Here is a 16,735-nt window from a genome sequence, read left to right on the forward strand (position 1 = left end):
GCTCCGGCTTTGCGGCCGCCGCGCCGCGTCAACCTTGCTTCTGCGCCGGCACTGCAGTGGGTTGCGTTGCCGCAGATGCCTCCCACCCGCACATCCGCCCCTGGTTCTGTTGCTTGAGCCATTCCTGCATCGGCGCGAAATACTCCAGCAGCGGGCCGGCGTCGATGCGCTCGCTGCCGGTCAGTTCCTTGAGCGTGGCTTGCCACGGCTGGCTGGCGCCGCGCTGCAACATCGACCAGAACTTCTGACCAGCTTCTTTGTTGCCGTAGAAAGTGCACTCGTACAGCGGGCCCTTGTAGCCGGCGGCGTCGCACAGGCTCTTGTAGAACTGGAACTGCAGGATGTGCGAGAGGAAGTAACGCGTGTACGGCGTGTTGGCCGGCACGTGGTACTTGGCGCCGGGGTCGAAGAAGTCCTCGCCGCGCGGTGTCGCCGGTGCCACGCCCTGGTACCTGGCCTTCAGCTCCCACCAGGCCTGGTTGTAGCGGTCCGGGGCGATCGAGCCGTCGAACACGCCCCAGCGCCAGCGGTCGATCATCAGCCCGAACGGCAGGAACGCGACCTTGCTCAAGGCCATGCGCATCTGCGCGTTGATCAGTGCCTCGCGGCCGACCTGCGGTGCGCCGACCAGGCCGATCGAATGCAGGTACTGCGGGGTCATCGCCAGCACCACGGTGTCGCCGATGGCTTCGTGGAAGCCGTCGTTGGCGCCGCCCTGGAACAGCGGCGGCAACGGGTTGTAGGCCAGGTCGTAATAGACGTGGCCGAGTTCGTGGTAGATGGTGGTGAAGTCCTCTTCGTTCGGCTTGACGCACATCTTGGTGCGCACGTCGCCGGCCGTGTCCATGTCCCAGGCGCTGGCGTGGCAGACCACGTCGCGGTCCAGCGGCTTGATGAACTGGCTGCGCGTCCAGTAGCTGTCGGGCAGCTTGGGCATCGCCAGCGAGGTATAGAAGTCCTGCGCGCGCTCGGTCATCTGCCGCGCGCTGAGCAACTGCGCCTCGCGCTGGGCCATGAACCGCGCCTCCGGCGAGGTGTCGCCATTGCGTCGCGCCAGCGCCGCGCTCAGGTTGCCCTGGTACTGCCGCTCCAGCGCGTCGGTGATGTCCAGGCTGCCGGCGCCGGGGTAGGGCTGCAGCAGGTCCCACAGGTTGCTCCAGTCCTGCTGCCACATGTTGCCGAGCAGGTGCGCCGGCAGCAGGCCGCCGGCCAGTTCGCCCTTGTCCTTGCCGTACTCGGCGTCGAGCTTGCCGCGCGCGTAGCAGTGCAGTTGTTCGTATAGCGGCTTGACCTGGGTCCACAGCCGGTCGGTCTCGGCGGCGAGTTGAGCCGGCGGCATATCGTAGCCGCTGCGCCACAGCGCACCGGTATCGGCGTAGCCCATGTCGCGCGCGCCTTCGTTGACCAGTTCGACGAAGCGCTGGTAGTCCTTGCGCATCGGTTGCACGGCGCCATGCCAGCCCTGCCAGGCATCCAGTTGCTGGTCGTAGTCGCGGCTGCGGCGCAGCACGTCCTCCAGCTCGCCCAACTGCCGGCAGCGGCGCGCGTCGCCCTCGCCGGTGCAGTAGGAGGCGGCGCCGTAGGCGCCCTCCATCTTCGTCGCCAGCGCGGCCAGTTCGCCCAGCCGCGCCGGATCGCGCGGCGCCGGCATCGCGGTCATCTGCTGCAGCAGGCGCAGTGCGCGGGCGCTGTCGGCCGACATCGGCTTGCCGTCGTAGCGCCGCGCCTGCGCGATCCAGCCGTTGAGCGTGGTCAGCCAGCGCGCATTTGCCTTGGCCGCCAGCCGCTCGCTGTCGCCGTTGATGTAGGTGGCCGACAGCCATTGCGCCGCGGTCAGTTCCGGCAGCAGCGCGCGGTATTCCTCGTTGATGCGGGCGACGAACTGGTCGGCGCTCTCGCCCTGAGGCTGGGCCGCGGCGGGGGCGGCGGTCTCGGCCGCGGGTTCCTTGCGGCAGGCGGACAGCGTCAGCAGGCTCGCGACTAGGCACAGCGCGAGCAGCGGAGAGCGGAGGGTCACGGCGAATCCTTGCAGGGCGATTGCCCGGAAGGCTAGTGGGCCGCCCGCACCGCCGCAAGTTCGGGCGGCACGCCCTCGGCTGCGCCGCCGCGTCCGATCACGCCAGGGCGGCGCGTGGACGCTCGGTCATTGCGGCTTGGCGCACTGCGCGAACAGGTCGCGCGAGCGGTCGTAGACGCCGGTCCTGACCTGCATCAGGCCCAGCACCGACGGGAACAGGTTGTCCTGGTCGGCGTAGCGGCGCGACCGCGCCTGCAGGCAGGCCAGGTCCAGGCCGCGCGCGCTGGCGAAGCCCGGCGAGAACCACATCACCATCGGCACGTGGGTCTGCTCCTGCGGTGCGATCGCGTAGGGCACGCCGTGCAGGTACAGGCCCTTCTCGCCCAGCGATTCGCCGTGGTCGGAGAGGTAGAGCATCGCCGTGTCGTAGTCGGGCATGGCCTGCAGCGCGTCGATGGTGCGCGCCAGCAGGTGGTCGGTGTACAGCAGCGAGTTGTCGTAGGCGTTGGTGATCAGCTCGCGGCTGCAGTTGCCCAGGTCGGCGGTGTCGCAGGTGGGGGTGAAGCGGCGGAACGCGGCCGGGTAGCGCTCGAAGTAGCTGGGGCCGTGGCTGCCGAGCTGGTGCAGCACCACCACGCGGTCGCCGGGCTTGGCACGCACCTGCGCGGCCAGGTCCTGCAGCAGGATCTCGTCCATGCAGCGCCCGTCCTTGCACAGCTGCGGATCCTTGGCGTCGTCCAGGTGCTGGATCTGCAGGCCGTCGCACACGCCCTTGCAGCCGGATTGGTTGTCGCGCCACAGCGTGCTGATGCCGGCGTGCTCGAGCACGTGCAGCAGCGACTGGTGCTTGCGGATGTTGCTCTCGTTGTAGTCGTGGCGGCCGAACGGCGAGAACATGCACGGCACCGAGACCTCGGTGCTGGTGCCGCAGGAGTGCATGTCGGGGAAGTTGATCACGTCGCGCTTGGCCAGCTCCGGCGTGGTCTGCCGCGCGTAGCCGTTGAGGCCCCAGTTCTGCGCGCGGGCGGTCTCGCCCAGCACCACCACCAGCAGCCGCGGCTTGCTGCCCGGCGCGCGCGCGGTGGCCTTGGCATCGTGTTCCAGCGGCAGTTTCGGCGCCTTGCGCGTGGGGCTGTCGGACTTGAAGTTCTGCCGCAGCGCGACCAGGTAGTTGATCGGCGTGGCCAGGTAGCGGATCTCGCGATGGTTGCGCATCATCGCCGACAGGTCCTGGAACGAGAGCATCGCACCGATGCCGCCGAGCGCGAGCATGCCGACCAGGAAACCGGCGCGGATCGCCAGCGCCTTCAGCGGCGAACGCCGGATCAGCCGCACCCGCCACAGCACCAGGATTGGCAGCACCGCGTAGAACAGCAGCGGCGCGATCAGCGCGGGGGTCATCAGCTCGCGCGATTCCTTGTGGTCGGTGGCCAGCACGTTGCGCAGCATGTCCGCGTCCAGGTAGACGCTGTAGCTGTTCATGTAGTGCGCGGCGAACGCGGTGGTGATCAGCAGCACCGTCAGCACCGGCTTGGCGATGCCGCGCCACAGCAGCAGGCCGAGCAGCAGGCCGTGCACCGCCAGCAGCAGCAGGAACAGCGACAGCGCCAGCTTGACGTCGCCGCCGTGGCCGCTCATCGCGCTGCGCCAGAACATGCCGTTGCAGGCCAGGGCGAAGAACGCGCTGGCCGCCAGCGCCAGCATCTCGTTGCTCAGTTGCGGGCGCCAGGCCCACCAGCGAGCACGGGATGCGGTGGACGGCGAGGGCGGTGCGACGGATCGGCTCATGCGGCGGCATCGTTGAAGGTGGAGGGGCGTCGATCGGCCTGCGGCGAGGTCGCGCGCGGCCACAGCATCGCCCGGTACAGGCCCAGTGCCACGCCCCAGCACAGGGCCAGCGTCCACAGGTCGTGCGACATGAAATGCGCGCCGCGCAGCTGTTGGCCGAGACCGAACAGCAAGCCTCCCCCGAGGCCGATCGCCAGCGCTGGCCAACGCCAGGCCGGCTTGAGCGCCAACGCGACGAAGTACAGCCCCACCCAGGCATAGCCGGCACTGGAATGACCGGCGGGGAAGCATACCCCGCGCGGCATGCCCGCCGGGCGGGTCTCGAACAGGCCCACGAAGATCCGCTCGCCGCCATAGCGGACCAGATCCCAGGGGCAGTCCATGTGGGTCACCGACTTCAGCAGCGATACCACGCCGGTGCTCAGCGCCACCGTCAGCAGCAGGTACAGCAGCGGCAGCCGGTAGCGGCGGCCATCGGGACGGCGCCACGCCCACACCGCCAGCGCGGCGGTCACTGCCCACGCTGCGGCGCTGAGCATCTTGCCGTCGTGGTGGATCAGGCTACGGGTCAGCGCCGCGTCCTTCAGCGCCCACTGTCCGCCTTCCCAGCGATACAGCAGGTCGGCGATCCAGAAATCCCCACCCAGGCCCATCAGCGCCGTGCTGGCCAACAGCACCAGCGCCAGCGGCACCCAGAGGTGGGAGAGATAGAAGTACCGACGTGCGCCGAGGTCGGGCGCCGCCGCAGCGGACAATCGCAGGGGCGTACTGATCATGGTCGACGAAAGCGGCCAGGGACGGCGGGAAAGTGGGGGCATGGTCGGGTTGGCGGTGTCGGATAGCTGTCGGAACTGCCGGTGAGAGGGCCAGGGCTTCAGCGAAGGTTGCGCACGGCCGCGGTGATGCAAGCGCCGGGCCATACAAGTCCGTGACCGGCAGGAATGCCAGCCTGAGGATGTCGTGTTGGGATTCCTTCCAGGTTTTGTCGAGATTCGATCAAGGGCGCGCGGCCGTTCTGACTTCGTTCCGACACGCTTCCGCTAGCATGGGCAGGTCCGTCCCCCGAATTCGAGCGCGCCCATGCGGCTGCTGGTCATAGAAGACAACCGGAACCTGGTCGCCAACCTGTTCGACTACTTCGAGGTGCGCGGCCACACCCTGGATGCGGCGCCGGACGGCGTCACCGGGCTGCACCTGGCCACCACCCAGCGCTACGACGCGCTGATCCTGGACTGGATGCTGCCGCGCCTGGACGGGCAGCAGGTGCTGCGCGCGCTGCGCGAGGAACACCACGCCGACGTGCCGGTGATCATGCTGACCGCGCGCGACGAGCTGCCGGACAAGATCGCCGGTTTCCGCGCCGGCGCCGACGACTACCTGACCAAGCCGTTCGCGCTGCCGGAACTGGAAGTGCGGCTGGAGGCGCTGCTGGTGCGCGCCAGCGGCCGCGGCCGCAGCAAGCTGCTGCGTGTGGGCGACCTGCAACTGGACCTGTCCACGCTGGAAGTGACCCGTGGCGGGCGCACCCTGCATCTGTACCCGGCCTGCCGCAAGCTGCTGGAAGTGCTGATGCAGGCCAGCCCGGCCGCGGTCACCCGCGATCGCCTGGAGCAGGCGCTGTGGGGCGACGAGCCGCCGGACGGGGACATGCTGCGTTCGCACATCTACGACCTGCGCCGCAGCGTCGATGGCCCATTCGCGGCCAAGCTGATCCACACCCTGCCGCGCATCGGCTACCGCCTGGCGGTGGTCGGCCCCCACGAGGGCGAGCATGCCGACTAGGGCCGGCCTGCGGCAGCGGCTGACCCTGTGGCTGGTGGGCTACGCGGCGCTGCTGTCGCTGGCGGTGTTCGTGCATGGCTACATCGTCAACGACCAGGCCGAGCAGCTCACCTGGCGCTCGCTGCTGACCTCCGAACTGGACCACTTCCTGGCGCGCAGCGCGGCCGACCCGGACTATCGCTGGATCGACACCCGCACGGTGAGCCTGTACGGCGACGAGGGCGGCGCGCCGCTGCCGCCGGCGGTGGCGGCGCTGGGGCCGGGCCTGCACGACGAAGTGCAACTGGAAGGCAGCGAGAAGGTGGTGCTGGTGCAGGACGTGCGCGGCCGCCGCCTGGCGCTGGCGCTGGACATCACCGAACTGCACGACCACGAGGACAACCTGGCGCTGTGGATGCTGGTGTCCAACGCGGTGGCGGTGCTGCTGCTCGGCGCGCTGGTGGCCTGGGGCATGGGCCGGGTGGTGCAACCGCTGATCGACATGGCCCAGCGCATCGGCAGCCTGCGCCCGGACCGGCCCGGACAGCGCATCGAGGTGCATCCGCGCGCCAGCGCCGAACAGGTGGTGATCGCCGAAGCATTGAACGACTACCTGGCACGCAACGACCTGTTCGTGGAGCGCGAGCGCGCCTTCATCGACAGCACCAGCCACGAACTGCGCACGCCGGTGGCGGTGATCGGCGGCGCCGCCGAGCTGGCGCTGGAGCAGCACGACGTGCCGCCCAGCGTGCGCAACCAGTTGCTGCGCATCCGCCGTACCGCCAGCGGCGTCGGTCAACTCATCTCGCTGCTGCTGGTGCTGGCCAAGGATCCGGCGCGGATGGCGCGCGGCAGCGACCTGGTGCGGCTGGACCAGTTGCTGCCGGAGATCGTCGAGGACCATCGTCACCTGTGCGCGGACAAGCGCCTGGAACTGGTGCTGGCGCCGATGCCGGCGTGCGAGGTGGAGACCCCGTTGGCGATCCTGCAGGTCGCCATCGGCAACCTGCTGCGCAACGCCATCGAGAACAGCGACAAGGGCCGCATCGAGATCACCATGCCGGCGCCGGGCGTGGTCTGCATCGACGATCCCGGCCACGGCATGAGCCCGGAAGAGATCAGCGCGATCTACATGCGCATGGCGCGCGGCGGCGGCAGCCGCGAGGGCAGCGGCATCGGCCTGGACCTGATCGCGCGGCTGTGCGAGCACCTGGGCTGGGCGCTGCACCTGGATTCGCTGGCCGGCAGCGGCACCCGCGCCACCCTGGACCTGAGCAGCGCGCTGAAGCGTTCCGGCGCGTCGCCGCCAACGCCTGCGTCGGAGTGACCGGCTAGTCCGGCAGCAGCCCGCGTTGCGCCAGCCAGGCGCGCGCGTCGTCGGCGTCCTGCTCGAACCAGGCGCGAGTGGAGCCGAGCCGGTAGGTGTAGCCCCAGGCGTCCATGTCCGCCATCAGCCGCGCGCGGCCCACCCCGGGCAGGGCGTCGGCCAGCACGATCTGCAGGTAGCAGGTGGCGTCTTCCTCTTCCACCGAGTCGGTGGCGTCGGTATGCACCTGCGCGCGCCGCAGCGGCGGCAGCACGATCAGGTGGCAGGCTTCGTGCAGCAGCGAATGCACCGGCGTGTCGTCGCGCACGTAGACGTCGCTGGCGATCACCCCGGCCTCCGGCTCGCCCCAGTAGCTGCCGGGAATGGCCGCGCCGTCGGCGACGCGGTGCAGGCTCAGCCCGTAGCCGGCCAGCAGCGCACGCGGCGCGTCCAGGCCGATCGCGCCCACGGTCAGCACCTGGGCGGCGGCAGCGGGAAGGGCGGTGTCGGTCTGCATCGTGTGGAGGTCGTCGGGACGGAAAAGGCGCGACGGACGCGCCCGATCACAACAGGCGGGCGCGTCGCGGCGCCGACCCGGATCGACGCATCAGCCGCGGCGGCTGCCACGGCCGACGCGCGGCCTCAGGGCGTCGGCCCTTCCGGCAGGGCGACGGAGATGTCGAGCACGTCGTGCTCGCCGTCCTTGACCAGGTCCACCTTGACCGCGTCGGCGTCGATGTTGACGTACTTCTTGATCACTTCCAGCAGCTCGCGCTGCAGCAGCGGCAGGTAGTCCGGGCCGCCGCGGTGGCTGCGTTCCTGCGCGATGATGATCTGCAGGCGGTTCTTCGCGGTCTCGGCGGTGTTCTTCTTGGTCTTGAGGAAATCGAATAGTCCCATGCTCACCCTCCGAACAACTTGGTGAAGAAGCCCTTCTTCTCCACGGAGATGAAACGCATCGGACGTTCCTCGCCGAGAATGCGCGCCACGGCGTCCTCGTAGGCCTGGCCGGCCGGGGATTCGGCGTCCAGGATCACCGGCTCGCCCTTGTTGGAGGCGTTGAGCACGTCGCCGGATTCGGGGATCACGCCGATCGCCTTCAGCCCTAGCACTTCCTCCACGTCGGTGATGCTGAGCATCTCGCCGGTTTCCACGCGCGCCGGGCTGTAGCGGGTCAGCAGCAGGAACGCGGGCAGGCTCTTGCCGCTCTCGGCCTTGTGGGTCTTGGAGTCGAGCAGGCCGAGGATGCGGTCGGAGTCGCGCACCGAGGACACTTCCGGGTTGACCACCACCACCGCGCGGTCGGCGAAGTACATCGCCAGGAACGCGCCCTTCTCGATGCCGGCCGGCGAATCGCAGACGATGTAGTCGAAGCCGTCGGCAGCCAGGTCCTTGAGTACCTTCTCCACGCCTTCCTGGGTCAGCGCGTCCTTGTCGCGGGTCTGCGAGGCGGCCAGCACGAACAGGTTGTCGAAGCGCTTGTCCTTGATCAGCGCCTGCTTCAGCGTGGCTTCGTTGTGCACCACGTTGACGAAGTCGTACACCACGCGGCGTTCGCAGCCCATGATCAGGTCGAGGTTGCGCAGGCCCACGTCGAAGTCGATCACGGCGACCTTCTTGCCGCGTCGCGCCAGCCCGCAGGCCAGGCTCGCGCTGGTGGTGGTCTTGCCGACGCCGCCCTTGCCGGAGGTGACAACGATAATTTCAGCCAAAGGACTATCTCCTGATACGTTCGAGGTTGGGCCGCGTCAGTCTTGCGCGGCGATCATGATCTGGTCCTGCTCCAGCCAGACCTGGACGGCCTTGCCACGCAGTTCCTTGGGAATATCGTCCAGCACCTTGTAGTGGCCGGCAATGGCGACCAGTTCGGCGTGGAAATCGCGGCAGAAGATCCGCGCCTCGGTGTTGCCCTGGGCGCCGGCCAGCGCACGGCCGCGCAGCGTGCCGTAGATGTGGATGCTGCCGTCGGAGATCACCTCGGCGCCGGCGCCGACGGTGGCCATCACGGTCAGGTCGCAGTTCTCCGCGTACAGCTGCTGCCCGGAGCGCACCGCGTTCTTCTGCATGCGCCCGGGTTGCGGCCGCGCCGCCGGAGCGGGCGGCGGCGGAGGCGGGGGCGGCGGCGAGACCGGTGCCGGAGCCGCAGCGGGCGCGCCGCCATCGAAGCGCTCGTACTGCGCGCGGAACTTGGCCAGCAGCGGCAGGCCCAGCGCCACCGACAGTTCCTCGATCTCGCGGGTGCCGTAGGCCAGCGCCACCGGCAGCACGCCGGCGTCGCGCAGCCCGTCCAGCAGCGCCTGCGCGGTGGCCACGTCCGGGGTCTGCGCCAGGCCGCCGAAATCGATGATCACCGCGGCACGGCCGAACAGCTTGGGCGCGCGCTGCACGCGCTCGCGCATCTCCTGGCTCAGCCGCGCCACGTCCAGCGTGCGCACGCGCAGGTTGGCGATGCCGACCTGGCCGATCTTCAGTTCGCCGGCCTGCTCGAAGTCCAGATTCACCGACGACACGCTCAGGTCCCGGTCGGGCGCTGCGCCCGCTGCAGACGATGGGCGTGGCCGGCCCAGGGCAGGTCGGGCAGGGTGTCGCCGTAGGTTTCGCGCACCCAGGCGTAACTGCACAGGTCCTTCAACAGCATGCTCGCACGCACCTCCACTTCGTTCATCGTGTTCTGGCCCACTTCGCGGAAGCCGAAGCTGCCATGGAACAGCAGCGCCGCATCGGCGCCGTGATCCAGAAAAACCTCGCACGCCAGTTGCGGGTAGCGCAACTCGGCGTAGCTCTGCACGTCGGCGTAGAACGCCCGGCCGACGCCGCCGCCGCGGCGGCGGCTGGCCACCACGATGCGGTCGATGTAGAAAAACTGCGGGTAGCGCTCGCGGAACCAGGCGAAATTGCTGCTGTCGTGGTCGCTGTCGCTGCCGAAGCCGACCAGGAAGCCGGCCAGGTTGCCGTCGCGCTCGGCGACGCGGAAGTACTCTGCGGTTTCGTAGAAGCGGTGCAGCTTGGCCGGATCCAGCGGCAGGATCGCCAGTCCGGCGTTGTTGTTCAGGGCCAGGACCGAATCGAGCTCGTGCTCGCGCACGTCGCGGATGACGATCGACATTGAGACTCCATTGCTGATGCGCGCGCGGCCCCGTGCGGACCGCAGGGGCGGATTATCGCACGCGCGACCCGGGGCGGCGAGCCGCGCCGGCATGACTTCCGTGGGAGTGCAATGCGCGCCGTTCATCCTAAGATGGCTGCATGTTGGGATATCTCAGCCATACCCGCGTTCTGCGCTATGCCGGCCTGTTCACCTGGGCCGTCATCTGCATGCCGTTGCTGTACCTGTACTGGGAGCCGGTCGAGGAATCGGGACGGATGCCCAGCGGCGAGGTGTGGCTGCTGCTGACCAGCTACCTGGGCTTCGGCGTGGTCTATTTCCTGCTGACCCGGCGCCTGCACAGCGGCGACGGCGTGCGCTGGTACGACCGCGGCATGCTGGTGCTGCTGACCATCTGCGCGCTGGCGGTCGGCTACCTGCACCGGTCGGGGCTGGGCAGCATCCTGATGATGGTGGCGGCGGGGGTGATCCCCTGGCTGCTGCCGGTGCGCGCCGGCGTGGCCTGGCTGCTGCTGAGCCAGCTGGCGGTGCTGCCGGTGTACCTGACCATCGGCTTCCCGCCGTTCGAGGCGCTGATGCAGTCGCTGCTGTACGGCGGCTTCTCCATGTTCATCTTCGTCACCAGCCTGGTCGCGCGCCAGCAGACCCAGGCGCGCGAGGAGCAGCGCCAGCTCAACGCCGAGCTGCGCGCCACCCGCGCGCTGCTGGCCGAGAGCGCCCGGGTCAACGAGCGCACGCGGATCTCGCGCGAACTGCACGACCTGCTCGGCCACCACCTGACCGCGCTGAGCCTGAACCTGGAAGTGGCCGGCCACATCACCGAGGGCCGTGCGCAGGAACATGTGCAGCAGGCGCATACCCTGGCCAAGCTGCTGCTGACCGACGTGCGCGAGGCGGTGAGCCAGTTGCGCGACAGCGGTGCGATCGACCTGGCGGCGGCGCTGCGGCCGCTGGCCGAGCGGGTGCCGTCGCTGCAGATCCACCTGCAGGTGGAGGAGCCGCTGACCGTGGAGGATCCCGAGCGCGCGCACGTGTTGCTGCGCTGCACCCAGGAAATCATCACCAACGCGGTGCGCCACGCCCAGGCCGACCATCTGTGGATCGAGGTGCGCCGCGACGGCCCGCAGGTGGTGATCCAGGCGCGCGACGACGGCCGCGGTTGCGAGACCCTGGCCCCCGGCAACGGTCTGCGCGGCATGCGCGAGCGCCTGAGCCAGTACGGCGGCAGCCTGGACGTGGCGGCCGCGCCCGGTGCGGGCTTCCGCCTGCGGGCCGCCGTTCCCGGCGCCGCCACCCTGCTGCCGCCCGCCGTTTCCCAAGGAGTGCTGTGATGATCCGTGTGTGTCTGGTCGACGATCAAACCCTGGTGCGGCAGGGCATCCGCTCGCTGCTGGCGCTGGACGGCGGCATCGAGGTGGTGGCCGAGGCCAGCGACGGCCGCCAGGCGGTGGAACTGATCCCGCAGGTGCTGCCCGACGTGGTGCTGATGGACATGCGCATGCCGTCGATGTCCGGGCTGGAGGCGCTGCAGGTGCTGTCGCGTGCCGCCGCGCTGCCGCCGACCATCATCCTGACCACCTTCGACGACGACCAGCTGGTGCTGGCCGGGCTCAAGGCCGGGGCCAAGGGCTATCTGCTCAAGGACGTGTCGCTGGAGCAACTGGTCGGCGCGATCCGCACCGTCGCCGCCGGCGGCTCGCTGGTGCAGCCGGCGGTGACCCAGCGTCTGCTCTCGGGCCTGGAGCACATGCGCAACGACTTCGTCAGCCTGGACCGGCCCGACCCGCTGACCGACCGTGAGACCGAGATCCTGCGCCTGATGGCCAGCGGCTTCTCCAACAAGGAGATCGCCAATTCGCTGGGCGTGGCCGAGGGCACCATCAAGAACCACGTCTCCAACATTCTCTCCAAGCTGGGCGTGCGCGACCGCACCCGGGCGGTGCTGAAGGCGTTCGAGCTGCAACTGGTCTGACAAGGCCGGCGGCCTGGCGCCGTCTGCGGCCCGGCCGTGCGCGGCAGATGGTCTGAACGAGACAGGAGGACGGCCCGCGAGGTCGGTAGCGCGCACGCCGGGCGGGTCCTGGGCGACCGGGGGCCGTGGGATGCGGGTCGGCACAGGTCGCCCGCGTCTGTTCCGCGCAGCACAGTGGTCTGGCCTGGGGCCGGCATGCATCAGCCACGCCCGTGCGCTTGGGAGTGCCGCCGTTGCTCGTTCCGGTGCGGTCGATGACCGGGTGCGCCTGCCTGTCCGGTGCCGGCGCCAGGACAATGGTCTGGTCGCCCTCGGTGCCGCGCGCACGGCCATCTCCGGCACCGCGCGAGGCCGTTGCGGCGCAGGGCGAAGCGGCATTCCGTGATGTGCTGACCACGGACAGCGAAGCCTGCTAGGATGGGCGCTTCGCTTCATCAACCCGGCCGTGGGATCGGCCCCGGAGACCTCCTGAATGACCCGTATTATCGAGTTCCTGATCGCCCTGGGGATCGTGGCTGGCCTGTTCGTCATTGTCGGCGTGGTGCTGCCCTCGGAGCGTCACATGTCCGAAAGCGTCGAGACCAACCGGCGCATGACCATCGTCTATGACACGGTCAACAGCCTGCGTCGGTTCAAGGACTGGAACCCCCTGGTGCTGCGCGACCCGCGCATCGAGCTGAAGCTCTCCGGCCCGGAATCCGGCGTCGGCGCGCGTCTGGATTACAGCTCCAAGGAGGGCTACATCGGCAAGGGTAGCTGGACCATCACCTCGACCGAGAAGAACAAGGACGTGGTCATCGCCATCGAGGACGAGACCAAGGGCAAGGACAAGACCACCAGCTTCAAGCTGGAGCCGACCGGCAAGAACGGCCGCAACGTGAAGATCACCCAGGACTACACCGTCAAGTACGGTTGGGACCTGCTGGGTCGCTACGCCGGTCTGTATGTCAGCCGCCACGTCGGCGACGACATCAAGCTGGGTCTGTCGCGCCTGAGCAACGTGCTGGCCACCGTGCCGAACGTGGACTACCGCTCCGACGACACCCCGCTGAAGGACCTGAAGGTCGTCGACGTGCCGGCCGAGGATCTGCTGGTGGTCAACGCCGGCAACATCGACCGCGACAACGACTCCATCAAGAAGTCCATCAAGGACAACCAGGAGTGGATCAAGCGGGTGATGGACGCCAACGGCCTGGAAGCGGCCGGTCCGGTGCGCATCGTCACCACCGACTTCGGCGCCGACAAGTACGCGTTCGACGTCGCCCAGCCGGTGCGCAAGCGTGCCGGTGGCGCGCCGAAGGACGACGCCAAGAAGGATGAGAAGAAGGACGACAAGAAGGACGACGCGGCCGCCGCGCCGGTCGATGCCACCCCGGTTGCCGCCTCCGGCGAGCCGCTGAAGGTGACCATCCCGCAGGGCGCCCCGGTGACCTACGTGCGGACCGAAGCGCACCGTTCCGCCTTCGCCAGCTACACCGGCCACATGGCCGGCCTGGATGCGGCGCGCAATGCGCTGCGTGCCTGGGCCGCGACCAGCGGCTACGACGTGACCGACCGTCCGTACGAAGCCTGGAAGGGCGGCGTGGACAAGGCGTTCACGCCGGAAGGCACCTACGACATCTACTGGGCAATCAAGTAAGTCCTGCCCTGGTGGACGAGTGAACCGGAACGCGCCGCATCTTGCGGCGCGTTCTGTTTATGGGGCCGGCAAAACGCTGCCGCGCTCCCGGAGGAAACCCTCATGCTGACATTCGATCGCCGTGCGCGCGGGCCGTTCTGGCTGTGCAGTGCCGGCGCGCTGCTGGCGGCCGTGTCGATCGGCCTGTCGGCCTATGCCTCGCACGGCGTAACCGAGCCCCTGGCGCAATCGCATCTGCAGACCGCGGCGCTGTACGCCTTCGGTCATGGCGTGGCGCTGGCGGCGCTGGGACGCCGCAGCGAGCGCCTGCTCGGGCGCCTGGCGCTGTGCCTGTTGCTGCTCGGCACCCTGCTGTTTTCCGGCAGCCTGGCCGGCAACGCGCTGGCGCAGTGGCCGACCCGGCTGGCGCCGATCGGAGGCACCACGCTGATGCTGGGCTGGTTGCTGTGGGCGGTGGATGCGTTGCGGCGCTGAGCCGGATTCACGTCGGCACTGGGTGAGGCAGGCCAGGCGCAGCGGATAGGTGCGCAACGACGTACTTGAAACCTTGCGGTTGCGAAGCCGAGGCAGTGCGGCGCGATGCTGTCGCTGCGGCACGCGCGCTGGCGGTCGTGTCCGCGCTGGTCGCCGCGGGGTTTGGGGGTGGGGCGCCGCGCCGCGCTCAGGGTGCGCCGACCAGCTCCACCTGCGTCTGCAATCGCACCCACGCGTCCTGGCTGGGATCGTTGACCGTGACCTGCACGGTGTAGGTGCCGAGCGGGTCGCTGTCCTCGAAGCGCAACTGCACCGACAGCGGCGCCAGTTCCAGCAGGCCGGCGGCGGCCGGCGGGCCCCCCATGCCCAGCGGCCGCATCGGATCCTGCAGGGTGGTGCTGCCGTCGGGGCCGAGCACGCGCAGGCTCATCTGCGCATCGCAGGCGCCGCCGTTGTTGGGGCTGGGCGCGCAGCCGGAGTACAGCAGCGCCACGCGCAGCAACTGGCCGCGATGCACGCGCGCGATCGTGCGCAGCTGCGGCGCATGCGCGGCCTCGGTCTGCCCCCACGCCTGCGCGAACGTGGCGAAGTCGGCGTCGTCGGCGATCTGCAGCGCGGCGGCGAAGGCCTTGTCGTGGCCGCGTTCGGCGCTGTCGGGCACGGCCTGGCCCTGCCGGTCGTGCCATTGCGCGGCGGCGCAGGTGGGCAGTGCCAGGGCCAGGAGGGTCAGTGCCCGCCACGTGGCGGTGCCGGTGCGCGACCGGCGCGTGTGGGAGCGGATCATGTGCGAGCGGCCTCCTGCCAGCACCAGTGCCAGGGTTCGTAGACGATGCCATGCGGGTTGTCGCGCGGATAGCTCATCCGATAGCCGAAGGCATCGGTGTGCGCGCGGAGCCAGGCGAAGGCGGGCGTGCGCTCGAAGCTTTCCTCGGCCGGCGGCTCGCCGGGTGTGCCGATGTCCAGCGCGTGCCCGCTGTGGTGCTCGCTGAAGCCCGGCGCGGCATTGACCGCGAGGATCTGCTCCAGGGTCTGCCCGCGGGCGAACTTGCGGGCGAAGATGCCGAGTTGATACGCGTGGCTGCGATAGCCGGAGATCGCCTCCAGCACCACGCCATCGCGCGCAGCGGCGTGGCGCAGCGCGTGCCAGGCGCGTGCGGCGCCCGCGCTCAGCCACAGCGGGCGGCGATAGCGGTCGGCGCCGGCCGCGTGCAGGGTGGTCGGTTCCGGTTGCAGCGGCAGGCCGCTGCGCTGTGCGTAAGCGTCGGCGGCCAGTCCCAACTGGTCCAGTTGGGCCTGCAGTGCGTGCAGCGGCAACCAGGCGTCGGCATCGCGCGGTGCGCCGCGTGCGGGCAGCGCGTCGAGCCGATCCAGTGCCGCGTCGATGCCGGGTTCGTGCATCAGCCGCGGCACCAGTGCGTGCAGCCCGTGTGCGTTCGCAGTCGCCAGGTAGCGCCCGTCGTGCTTGCGCCGCAGCAGCCAGGTCGCCTGTGCGAGCTGGCGCGCGTCGGCGTTGCTGCGGGCGCGCAGCAATGCGGCCGGCAGCAGTTCGATGGTCTCGGTGTTGAGCAGCAGGTGGGGAACGGTGCGCATCGGCACAGGGTAGAGCCAAGCACCGCGGGCGGCCAGTCGTCGGGCGATCCCGCCGCGCCGCGCACGACGGGGCAGGCGCGGCTCAGAAGAACTCGTCGAGCAACTGATGGAACTGCAGCCGCGTGAGGTCTGGCGTGGCGATGCCGTACGCGGCGAAGAAGTGGTCGGCGAGCGCCGGGCCGAATTCGTCCAGGCAGTTGGCCAGGATCGCCAGGTCCTGGTACGGATCGGCGACCCCGGCGCGGCCGAGATCGATCACGCCGACGACGCGGTCCGGCGCGTCGAGCAGGATGTTGTCCAGCGAGTAGTCGCCGTGGCTCAGCACGCGTTCGCTGGCCAGCGGCAGCAGCGCGGTCATCGCCTGCCACACCGCCTCCGCCGACCAGCCGGCGCGCGCGGCGCCGAAGTCCCCGGTGTCGACCAGGCCCGCCTGCAGCCGGCGCTGCGCCGCGGTCAGACGCAGCGGGTGGCTGGCGTCGAACGGACAGGTGTCGATCGGCGTGGCGTGGAAGGCACGCAGGAACTCGGCCAGCGCCTGCACGATGCGCTCGGCCTGCGCCGGCGCCTCCTGCAGCCACTGGTAGGCGGTCTTGCCCGGCAGCGCTTCGCTCAGCAGCCAGGCGCCGGCGGCGTCGGCCTCGAAATGCAGCACGCGCGGCACGCCGCGCGTTCCGCGCAGCCAGTGCAGCCGTGCGAACTCGTCCACCACGTCGTCGTGCGAGGTGCCGGTGCCGCGCTTGAGATACAGATCCGGCGTGCCGGCACCGTCGAGCCGGTAGACCTGGGCGCCGGCTTCGCCGACCAGATTGCGGTGCCAGTGCAGCCCGTGCAGCCGCGCCGACAGCGTCGGCGGCAGCGCCGGTGCGGTAGTGGGAATCTCGCGGGGCGCTGCGTCGTCCATCGGGCCGATCCTCGAGGCGTCATGTGGAAGGCGACGTCGTCGCTGTCGTCGCGACGCGCGCGGCTGGCGACGAGGACGCGGGTGGCTGGTGTTCCAGCATATCGCCTCGCAGACGCCAGAACGCCCGACGCGGTGTGCTCCACGGATCGGGCGCGTCGCACCGCGAGACCTTGCCGCACCG

Annotated in this window: 17 protein-coding genes; 6 read left to right on the plus strand and 11 right to left on the minus strand. The window is 69.8% G+C overall.

All coding sequences use genetic code 11. From position 1 onward, the window contains the following. Positions 1 to 28 precede the first annotated feature (28 nt). From J7357_RS08665 to J7357_RS08675, 3 genes are all read right to left on the minus strand, one after another. Positions 29 to 2,017: a M2 family metallopeptidase gene (locus tag J7357_RS08665; protein WP_209245815.1), complete on the minus strand. Its 1,989-nt coding sequence runs from the start codon at positions 2,015 to 2,017 to the stop codon at positions 29 to 31. A 126-nt stretch (positions 2,018 to 2,143) separates the two neighbouring features. Beyond that, the gene (locus J7357_RS08670) at positions 2,144 to 3,805 is read right to left on the minus strand and encodes a phosphoethanolamine--lipid A transferase (RefSeq protein WP_209245816.1); all 1,662 of its coding nucleotides are present in this window, start codon (positions 3,803 to 3,805) and stop codon (positions 2,144 to 2,146) included. Beyond that, complete coding sequence (locus tag J7357_RS08675) at positions 3,802 to 4,581, minus strand: phosphatase PAP2 family protein (RefSeq protein ID WP_209245817.1); 780 nt, start codon at positions 4,579 to 4,581, stop codon at positions 3,802 to 3,804. Before J7357_RS08675 ends, J7357_RS08670 begins: the two co-directional genes overlap by 4 nt. Before the next feature lie 304 nt (positions 4,582 to 4,885). Between J7357_RS08675 and J7357_RS08680 the strand changes: the two genes are divergently transcribed. Beyond that, positions 4,886 to 5,587 carry a response regulator transcription factor gene (locus J7357_RS08680; protein WP_010340248.1) on the plus strand — a complete coding sequence of 234 codons (702 nt, stop codon included), beginning with the start codon at positions 4,886 to 4,888 and terminating at the stop codon, positions 5,585 to 5,587. Then, a complete protein-coding gene (locus tag J7357_RS08685; protein ID WP_209245818.1) occupies positions 5,577 to 6,893 on the plus strand; it encodes a HAMP domain-containing sensor histidine kinase in 1,317 nt (438 codons plus the stop codon). The genes J7357_RS08680 and J7357_RS08685 overlap by 11 nt, the downstream gene beginning before the upstream one ends. 4 nt (positions 6,894 to 6,897) lie before the next feature. Here J7357_RS08685 and J7357_RS08690 read toward each other — a convergent pair whose 3' ends face one another. From J7357_RS08690 to J7357_RS08710, 5 genes are all read right to left on the minus strand, one after another. Next, a complete protein-coding gene (locus J7357_RS08690; protein WP_209245819.1) occupies positions 6,898 to 7,389 on the minus strand; it encodes a hypothetical protein in 492 nt (163 codons plus the stop codon). A gap of 125 nt (positions 7,390 to 7,514) precedes the next feature. Beyond that, positions 7,515 to 7,772 (minus strand): cell division topological specificity factor MinE, encoded by a 258-nt coding sequence (gene minE / locus J7357_RS08695; protein ID WP_010340245.1) that lies wholly within the window; start codon positions 7,770 to 7,772, stop codon positions 7,515 to 7,517. Positions 7,773 to 7,774: 2 nt separating this feature from the next. Then, positions 7,775 to 8,584: a septum site-determining protein MinD gene (gene minD / locus J7357_RS08700; RefSeq protein WP_209029460.1), complete on the minus strand. Its 810-nt coding sequence runs from the start codon at positions 8,582 to 8,584 to the stop codon at positions 7,775 to 7,777. 36 nt (positions 8,585 to 8,620) lie between these two features. Continuing rightward, positions 8,621 to 9,382 (minus strand): septum site-determining protein MinC, encoded by a 762-nt coding sequence (minC, locus tag J7357_RS08705; protein WP_209245820.1) that lies wholly within the window; start codon positions 9,380 to 9,382, stop codon positions 8,621 to 8,623. A gap of 2 nt (positions 9,383 to 9,384) precedes the next feature. Then, positions 9,385 to 9,978: a GNAT family N-acetyltransferase gene (locus J7357_RS08710; protein WP_209245821.1), complete on the minus strand. Its 594-nt coding sequence runs from the start codon at positions 9,976 to 9,978 to the stop codon at positions 9,385 to 9,387. Positions 9,979 to 10,118: 140 nt separating this feature from the next. Between J7357_RS08710 and J7357_RS08715 the strand changes: the two genes are divergently transcribed. The 4 genes from J7357_RS08715 to J7357_RS08730 all read left to right on the plus strand — a co-directional run bounded on the left by J7357_RS08715 (position 10,119) and on the right by J7357_RS08730 (position 14,063). Next, entirely contained in the window at positions 10,119 to 11,309 is a 1,191-nt protein-coding gene (locus tag J7357_RS08715; RefSeq protein WP_209245822.1) for a sensor histidine kinase, read from the plus strand. Continuing rightward, positions 11,309 to 11,950 (plus strand): response regulator transcription factor, encoded by a 642-nt coding sequence (locus J7357_RS08720; protein ID WP_010341202.1) that lies wholly within the window; start codon positions 11,309 to 11,311, stop codon positions 11,948 to 11,950. Before J7357_RS08715 ends, J7357_RS08720 begins: the two co-directional genes overlap by 1 nt. Positions 11,951 to 12,422: 472 nt before the next feature. After that, positions 12,423 to 13,589, plus strand: coding sequence for a polyketide cyclase (locus J7357_RS08725; protein ID WP_010341201.1), 1,167 nt, complete (start codon positions 12,423 to 12,425; stop codon positions 13,587 to 13,589). 102 nt (positions 13,590 to 13,691) lie between these two features. Further along, a complete protein-coding gene (locus J7357_RS08730; RefSeq protein ID WP_010341200.1) occupies positions 13,692 to 14,063 on the plus strand; it encodes a DUF423 domain-containing protein in 372 nt (123 codons plus the stop codon). 187 nt (positions 14,064 to 14,250) lie between these two features. On the opposite strand, the gene J7357_RS08735 is transcribed toward J7357_RS08730, so the two are convergent. The 3 genes from J7357_RS08735 to J7357_RS08745 all read right to left on the minus strand — a co-directional run bounded on the left by J7357_RS08735 (position 14,251) and on the right by J7357_RS08745 (position 16,554). Then, complete coding sequence (locus J7357_RS08735; RefSeq protein WP_209245823.1) at positions 14,251 to 14,847, minus strand: hypothetical protein; 597 nt, start codon at positions 14,845 to 14,847, stop codon at positions 14,251 to 14,253. Continuing rightward, complete coding sequence (locus J7357_RS08740) at positions 14,844 to 15,653, minus strand: M15 family metallopeptidase (protein WP_209245824.1); 810 nt, start codon at positions 15,651 to 15,653, stop codon at positions 14,844 to 14,846. Before J7357_RS08740 ends, J7357_RS08735 begins: the two co-directional genes overlap by 4 nt. Positions 15,654 to 15,735: 82 nt before the next feature. Beyond that, positions 15,736 to 16,554, minus strand: a complete 819-nt coding sequence (locus J7357_RS08745; protein ID WP_209245825.1) for an APH(3') family aminoglycoside O-phosphotransferase — start codon at positions 16,552 to 16,554, stop codon at positions 15,736 to 15,738. Positions 16,555 to 16,735 lie beyond the last annotated feature (181 nt).

The sequence above is a fragment of the Xanthomonas sp. D-109 genome (assembly GCF_017746095.1).
Taxonomy (GTDB): Bacteria; Pseudomonadota; Gammaproteobacteria; order Xanthomonadales; family Xanthomonadaceae; genus Xanthomonas_A; species Xanthomonas_A sacchari.

What these genes read in the sequence shown, in the direction of transcription:
- J7357_RS08670 (WP_209245816.1), bottom strand. Translation starts at nt 3,805, where the DNA reads ATGAGCCGATCCGTCGCACCGCCCTCGCCGTCCACCGCATCCCGTGCT.
- J7357_RS08675 (WP_209245817.1), bottom strand. Translation starts at nt 4,581, where the DNA reads ATGATCAGTACGCCCCTGCGATTGTCCGCTGCGGCGGCGCCCGACCTC.
- J7357_RS08680 (WP_010340248.1), top strand. Translation starts at nt 4,886, where the DNA reads ATGCGGCTGCTGGTCATAGAAGACAACCGGAACCTGGTCGCCAACCTG.
- J7357_RS08685 (WP_209245818.1), top strand. Translation starts at nt 5,577, where the DNA reads ATGCCGACTAGGGCCGGCCTGCGGCAGCGGCTGACCCTGTGGCTGGTG.
- J7357_RS08690 (WP_209245819.1), bottom strand. Translation starts at nt 7,389, where the DNA reads ATGCAGACCGACACCGCCCTTCCCGCTGCCGCCGCCCAGGTGCTGACC.
- minE (WP_010340245.1), bottom strand. Translation starts at nt 7,772, where the DNA reads ATGGGACTATTCGATTTCCTCAAGACCAAGAAGAACACCGCCGAGACC.
- J7357_RS08710 (WP_209245821.1), bottom strand. Translation starts at nt 9,978, where the DNA reads ATGTCGATCGTCATCCGCGACGTGCGCGAGCACGAGCTCGATTCGGTC.
- J7357_RS08715 (WP_209245822.1), top strand. Translation starts at nt 10,119, where the DNA reads ATGTTGGGATATCTCAGCCATACCCGCGTTCTGCGCTATGCCGGCCTG.
- J7357_RS08720 (WP_010341202.1), top strand. Translation starts at nt 11,309, where the DNA reads ATGATCCGTGTGTGTCTGGTCGACGATCAAACCCTGGTGCGGCAGGGC.
- J7357_RS08725 (WP_010341201.1), top strand. Translation starts at nt 12,423, where the DNA reads ATGACCCGTATTATCGAGTTCCTGATCGCCCTGGGGATCGTGGCTGGC.
- J7357_RS08730 (WP_010341200.1), top strand. Translation starts at nt 13,692, where the DNA reads ATGCTGACATTCGATCGCCGTGCGCGCGGGCCGTTCTGGCTGTGCAGT.
- J7357_RS08735 (WP_209245823.1), bottom strand. Translation starts at nt 14,847, where the DNA reads ATGATCCGCTCCCACACGCGCCGGTCGCGCACCGGCACCGCCACGTGG.
- J7357_RS08740 (WP_209245824.1), bottom strand. Translation starts at nt 15,653, where the DNA reads ATGCGCACCGTTCCCCACCTGCTGCTCAACACCGAGACCATCGAACTG.
- J7357_RS08745 (WP_209245825.1), bottom strand. Translation starts at nt 16,554, where the DNA reads ATGGACGACGCAGCGCCCCGCGAGATTCCCACTACCGCACCGGCGCTG.